This is a genomic window from Johannesbaptistia floridana (genome assembly GCF_057440575.1).
In genome coordinates this window covers 1-5,757 of sequence record NZ_JALKVM010000397.1, presented here as the reverse complement: position 1 = coordinate 5,757, position 5,757 = coordinate 1, and the positions used below count along the sequence as shown (strand labels likewise).

Annotated in this window: 3 protein-coding genes; all 3 read left to right on the top strand. The window is 34.2% G+C overall.

What is annotated here, in order from left to right; all coding sequences use genetic code 11:
* Positions 1–1,544: serine/threonine phosphatase (locus MW688_RS22565; protein WP_486738270.1), on the top strand; the 1,544-nt coding region annotated here is incomplete at its 5' end.
* 83 nt (positions 1,545–1,627) lie between these two features.
* Positions 1,628–2,761 carry a ferrochelatase gene (locus MW688_RS22560; RefSeq protein WP_486738269.1) on the top strand — a complete coding sequence of 378 codons (1,134 nt, stop codon included), beginning with the start codon at positions 1,628–1,630 and terminating at the stop codon, positions 2,759–2,761.
* Between the two features lie 600 nt (positions 2,762–3,361).
* A complete protein-coding gene (locus MW688_RS22555; protein WP_486738268.1) occupies positions 3,362–5,368 on the top strand; it encodes a DUF262 domain-containing protein in 2,007 nt (668 codons plus the stop codon).
* Positions 5,369–5,757: the final 389 nt, after the last annotated feature.

Here is a 5,757-nt window from a genome sequence, read left to right as displayed (position 1 = left end):
AAGAGGTAGATAGAGAAGAGGTAGATAGAGAAGAGGTAGATAGAGAAGAGGTAGACTTAGAAGAAGAAGACTTAGAAGAAGAAGACTTAGAAGATACAAATCCAGAACAAGGTAATTCTTCAGTGCAAATATATCTGAATCTGGGGGATAAATTTCCTGACCTAATTCCTACTATTAAAGATTATTGGCAAGATCAAAATATAGAATATATTATTTTAGAAGATCGCTCCCCTTGGCAAAAATTAGTAGAAGTAAGCAATTTACCTAATCTGCAAATTCTAGCTTATCTACGACAAATGACTGTATTGTGGGAAGAATTTTACAACAGGCAAATTACTCAAAGTATTTTGAAAATAGATAATTTACTCTTAGATGAAGACGATTGTTTAGGTTTACAGCAAATTTACCAGGACGATGCCGAAAATCAACCAGATTTGTCTAAGTTAGGTGAATTATGGCAAAATCTTTTTAATACTACTATAGAATCAATTAGCGATGTTTATAAAAAACTAATAAACGGTGAAATAACCACCGTGATGAAACTTTTAGAAGAATTGCAAAAGATAGAAGAAGAATTAGATGAAACAGACTCATCTATGGATTCTATGGACTTAGATATATCAGAAGCAATAGAGATGGATGATCCTTCTGAAAGTATAGATTTAACAAGAGAAGAAGATACAGATACCGATAATCTACCAACGCTAGTACTACCGATGCAACTGCTGAAGTTGACGGATGTAGCAGCAACAGATATAGGAAGTAATCGAGAGCACAATGAAGATTATTATGGAATAATAACAAAAATAGAAAAGCAAGAAAATGGTCAACAAGTTAAGTATAAAGGTCAGGGTTTATACATAGTCTGTGATGGAATGGGAGGACACGCGGCAGGAGAAGTAGCGAGTAAAATGGCGGTAGAAACTCTCAAAGAATATTTTGAGACTCATTGGGGAACACAACTGCCAAATGAAGAAGCGATTCGTCAAGGGATTTTGTTGACAAATCAAAAAATATATCAAGAAAATATAGATAACGGAAAAGCAGGAAGCGATCGCATGGGCACCACTCTAGTGATGCTACTGATTGATGGAACTAAAGCGGCGGTAGCTCATGTAGGCGATAGTCGAGCTTATCATATAACCCGCAAAAGAGGTATAAGTCAAATAACCTTGGACCACGCAGTAGCTCAACAAGAAGTACTATGTGGAGTTTCACCAGATATTGCTTACCAACGTCGAGATGCTTATCAATTAACTCAAGCGTTAGGACCACGGGATAACAATTTTGTCTATCCAGAAGTACAATTTTTTGAGATCAAAGAAGATACAGTAATTTTATTGTGCTCCGATGGCTTTTGCGATCATTATTTCGTAGAAACTGTAGGAAAAAACGAGCTTTTATCCCTAGTTAGTTCAAAAGCTAATCTCGAACAAGAATTAAAACACTTGATTAATTTAGCTAATCAACATAATGGTCACGATAATTTAACGGCTATTGTCGTTAAGGTGAAAGTACAACCACGACTAGAACGAGAATCTTAAAAGAAAGACTCTAGTCAGCCCTATCCCCCTAGAGGGGATGTTAAGCTAGGAGAGTAAGAACATATATTCCTAGAGGATTCTTAATGGTCACAATCTCCGACAAAGAAAATAAAGAGATACAATCACCAGCAAAGGAAGATCGCGTTGCTGTTTTACTAATGGGTTACGGGGAAGTAGAAAAATATGAAGATTTTGCCAACTATAATGAACAGGCATTAAATCTACTAACAGCTAAATTTGCTCCTGTACCTAACTGGATTTATCCACCTCTAGCTAAACTCTTGGCAATATTTGATTTACATGAATGGAGTCATCAACATGGGAATTTCATATCCCCCCATAATCAGATATTTGAAGCTCAAAGACAAGGGATAGAACACGAACTACAACACCAGTGGGGAGATCGCGTTAAAGTATTCAAAGCTTTTAACTTCTGTGCGCCTTTTTTACCGGACCAAGTTCTTTTTGAAATCAAAGCTCAAGGATTTCAAAAGCTACTGATTTATCCCCTTTTGGTAGTAGATTCTATCTTTACTAGTGGTATCGCTGTAGAACAAGTCAACGAGGCTTTGAGTCAACTAAATGATGGTACAGAGCATTGGATTCGAGGTATCCGCTATATTCCTTCTTTTTACAATAAACAAGCTTATGTTAAGCTACTAGCTGAAATGGTAGAAAGAAAAATAGAAGCAGAATTAGCCGAGGCTTATTTACCTTCTCAGATAGGCATTGTCCTGATGAATCATGGCTGTCCTCATAAAGCCAAAGGCTTCACCTCTGGAATTGATGAAAGTCAAGCTCTTTACGAATTAGTGAGAGAAGAATTAATTTATAAATATCCTCTAATCTCAGTTGGTTGGTTGAACCATGATACCCCTTTGATTGAATGGACACAACCTAATGCTGAACTAGCTGCGAAAAATCTCCTGGAATTAGGTGCTAAAGCTATATTAATGATGCCTATTGGTTTTGCTACAGAAAACCACGAAACTCTTTTAGATGTTGAGCATATTATTCATAAAATGCAACATCGTCATCAGAATGTAACTTTTGTGCAGATGCCCTGCGTTAATGATGATCCTCAATTTCTGAAAATGGCTGCGGATTGGGCTAACCCTCAAATTGAAGCTTTACTAGAGGAAACTGGATTAAGTGTAAATTCTCAACTAGCTTCAGCAAAAGCTGCTCACTCTCATCACCATCACCACCACCACTAAATCTAATTAGATATATTTATTAACTCCTACACTCCTCTCACAAGTAAGTGTAGGGGTTTTTTTATTTATAGTCACAGACAAGTCTGTATTTGACATATAAGTTATTGTTTTTAGGAAGAGGCAAGACCGGAACCTCAGACCAAAGCATCTTTACCCAAAGTTACTGGTGGGGGTTGAGTAATCAGTTTTGAAGTAAGGAGTTTTGAAGTAATTATTTGAGTAATTAGTAATGAGTAATGAGTTAAAGAATTAATGCGATCGCCCTTAAAAATTGGCTGACACTCCAGGCGTATTCAGTATTTTTGTTCTATATACCCTTTTTTTAGGCGAAAGAGAAATGAACTTTTTCTGAGGTTAATTTAGTACATAAGTTCTGGTGCAAGATATGAGGAACAGAGATTAAACAACTTGACTGGGCTTACAAGCCTTGGACCTTTAAAACAAAAGAATATAGACTATGTGGGATAATATTTATAGCGTTTTTCAGTCTACTGAGAAAGGTTAACGGATTTAGGGAACTCCAAAACAGGGAACTTCTAAACAGAAAATGTACCTCAGTTGCTTGGGAATTGCTATAAGATAAGTAAAAATAAGTGACAAATGCAAGCATCAAAAACTACACTACAAGAAATTATTGAAGGGATAAAACAGTATCAAATTCCTCTATTTCAAAGACCCTATAGTTGGACAAAACAGGAATGGAATGTATTGTGGGAAGATTTGCTAGAATTATGTCATAAAGAAAATTCGCGCCCTCATTTTTTTGGTTCTATTGTTACTATACAGGTAAATTCTGCACCCACAAAGGTTACTAAATATTTGTTAATTGATGGTCAACAACGTTTAACCACTGTATTTATTATCCTAGCGGCTTTAAGAGATACCGTAAGACTGTCTAAACAAAATTCAGAATTAGCAGAAGAGATTAATAATACTCTGTTAATTAATCAATATAAAAAAGGAACTGATAAATATAAAATACAACCAACCCAATTAGATAGAGAAGAATTTTATCAAATTATTGATAATCCTCCTGCCAAGAAGAATAGTTTACTGACAGAGTGTTATCAGTTTTTTTACAAAAAGATTAAATATTGTTTCCTAGACATAGCTACACTTCAAGAAGTTCTTTGTAATAACTTTTCTTTGGTAAGCATTACACTTGGTCTGGAAGATGATCCCTATTTAGTTTTTGAAAGTTTAAATGCCAAAGGAAGACCATTAACTCAAGCAGATTTAATTCGTAACTATATATTTATGCGAGTTCATCCAGATGATCCAAAATTGCAAATGTCTATATATCAACAATATTGGCAACCAATGCAAACAAATTTAGAAGAAAAAATTACCGATTTCATCAGGCACTATTTAACTAGAAAAGGCAAGGAAATCAAAAAAAATGAAGTATACTTTGAATTAAAAAGTGAAGTAGAAAATGATGAGCCAATTAGTTACTTGAAAAACTTGTATAAATTTTCCGAATATTATGCAAAACTTCTCAATCCTGATTTAGAAACAGAAGCAAATATTAGCCAACACTTGCATAGAATTAATCGCTTAGAAGTCGCTACTGTTTATCCATTTTTATTAAATTGCTACCAAGATTATAGTCAAGAAAAAATAACTAAAGCCGATTTTATCGCTATTCTTAAAATTCTTGAAAATTTTTTACTTAGACGTTTTGTATGTAATGTTCAAACTCGGGGGTTAAATAAAATATTTGCTTCTCTTTATGGACAAATTAATAAAGATAGTTACTTGAACCGAGAGACTTCTTTTGTAGATAGATTAAAACTGAGTTTACAACACCAAAATTATCCCAAAGATAGAGAATTTTTAGCTAAACTAAAGGAAATTAAATTATATGGAAGTAATCGTAGTGCTAAAGCTAAATTAATTCTAGAATCAATAGAATTATTTTTTAACCATAAAGAAAAAGTATATTTAGAAGATTTATCTATTGAACATGTAATGCCCCAAACGTTGAATAAATGGTGGCGGGAATATTTAGGGGAAAAAGCAAATATAACTCATAGTTTGTTAGTTCATTCTCTAGGAAATTTAACTCTAACTGGTTATAATTCTGAATTATCCAATGATAGTTTTGAGAATAAACGCGATCGCTTAGCCAAAAGTAAATTAGAATTAAATAAATACTTTAGCAATCAACAGTCTTGGCGACAAGAAGATATAGAAGCAAGAAGCAGATATTTAGCTGAAATTGCTGTACAAATTTGGGAGTTTTTCGGCAAGGAAGCAGTGGATTCTACTCCTCTTAATGAGATGAATAGTATTAAGGGAAAAAAACCTAAATCTCTGAAAATTTTCTCTGAAGAATATTCTGTAAAAAGTTGGCGAGACGTTTTAGAAAAAACTCTTAATCAAATTATTGAATTAGATTCTCAGAAATTCTCAGAAATTCTTGAGCAATATCCTTACTTTGTGAGTAGAGATGCTAAAAATTTTCGCTCTAGTCGTGAACTGCAAAATCAGACCTTTGTTAATGTGAATTTGTCAGCTAATGATATCTATAGATTTTGTTATCAATGTTTAGAAACAGCAGAAATTTCTGAGTCAGATTGGCGATTAAAAACTGAGGAGATTTAAAATGTCCGATCTCCCGAAGAAAATAACCCCGCCTAGATTAAGTGGAGATGGTGCGTTATCAATAATTTGTCTCTGATTAACCACAGTTATAGCAATGAGCGTTGTACTGTTAACAATATTTATATTTACAGATCCCCTACAATCAAAAGGGCGATGCCTTATTTAAGCATATTAGTAAACAAATAATTTACAACAGGCGATCGCTTGGATAAATTCAAAGATAAAATAAAATTAAAAGCCCCCCTTTTTTAAGGGGGGGAAGGGGGGATCATCTTAACTAAGGGGGGAATAGTAAAAAGCGATCGCCAGGATAAATTCAAAGATAAAATCAAGCTAAAAGCCCCCCTTTTTTAAGGGGGGGAAGGGGGGATCATCTTAACTAAGGGGGG